Source organism: Paenibacillus silagei (genome assembly GCF_017874735.1).
Classification (GTDB): Bacteria; Bacillota; Bacilli; order Paenibacillales; family Paenibacillaceae; genus Paenibacillus_AQ; species Paenibacillus_AQ silagei.
In genome coordinates this window covers 1-1,125 of the sequence record NZ_JAGGLV010000053.1, presented here as the reverse complement: position 1 = coordinate 1,125, position 1,125 = coordinate 1, and the positions used below count along the sequence as shown (strand labels likewise).

Below are 1,125 nucleotides of genomic sequence, written 5' to 3'. Positions count from 1 at the left end.
AGCCACCATTGAAAGAGTGCGTAATAGCTCACTGGTCGAGTGACTCTGCGCCGAAAATGTAACGGGGCTAAACACACCACCGAAGCTATGGCTAGATGCTTTGCATCTGGGGTAGGGGAGCGTTGTGTAGGGGTTGAAGGTGTACCGTAAGGAGCGCTGGACACTACACAAGTGAGAATGCCGGTATGAGTAACGAAAAGATCAGTGAGAATCTGATCCGCCGAAAGCCCAAGGTTTCCTGAGGAAGGCTCGTCCGCTCAGGGTAAGTCGGGACCTAAGGCGAGGCCGACAGGCGTAGTCGAAGGACAACAGTTTGAAATTACTGTACCACCGTAATCCGCTATGAGCGATGGGGTGACGCAGGAGGGTAGTGACGCGGACTGATGGATGTCCGTCTAAGCAGTGAGGCTGGTGTGCAGGCAAATCCGCACATCGTAAGGCTGGGCTGTGATGGGGAGCGAAAATTATAGTAGCGAAGGTCATGATCTCACACTGCCAAGAAAAGCCTCTAGCCAGGAGAAGGTGCCCGTACCGCAAACCGACACAGGTAGGCGAGAAGAGAATTCTAAGGCGCGCGGAAGAACTCTCGTTAAGGAACTCGGCAAAATGACCCCGTAACTTCGGGAGAAGGGGTGCCTCGGTAGGGTGAATAGCCCGAGGGGGCCGCAGTGAAAAGGCCCAAGCGACTGTTTAGCAAAAACACAGGTCTGTGCGAAGCCGCAAGGCGAAGTATACGGGCTGACGCCTGCCCGGTGCTGGAAGGTTAAGGGGAGCGGTTAGGAGCAATCCGAAGCTGTGAACCGAAGCCCCAGTAAACGGCGGCCGTAACTATAACGGTCCTAAGGTAGCGAAATTCCTTGTCAGGTAAATTCTGACCCGCACGAATGGCGTAACGACTTGGGCGCTGTCTCAACGAGAGATCCGGTGAAATTTTAATACCTGTGAAGATGCAGGTTACCCGCGACAAGACGGAAAGACCCCATGGAGCTTTACTGCAGCTTGATATTGAATTTGGGTACGATCTGTACAGGATAGGTGGGAGCCGTGGAGGCAGGAGCGCAAGCTTCTGCGGAGGCGCCGTTGGGATACCACCCTGATCGTATCTAGGTTCTAACCTAGTGCCCT

Annotated in this window: 1 rRNA gene; it reads left to right on the top strand. The window is 54.1% G+C overall.

The window, feature by feature from the left end:
* Positions 1-1,125 (top strand): 23S ribosomal RNA (locus J2Z70_RS33035); the annotation flags it as partial.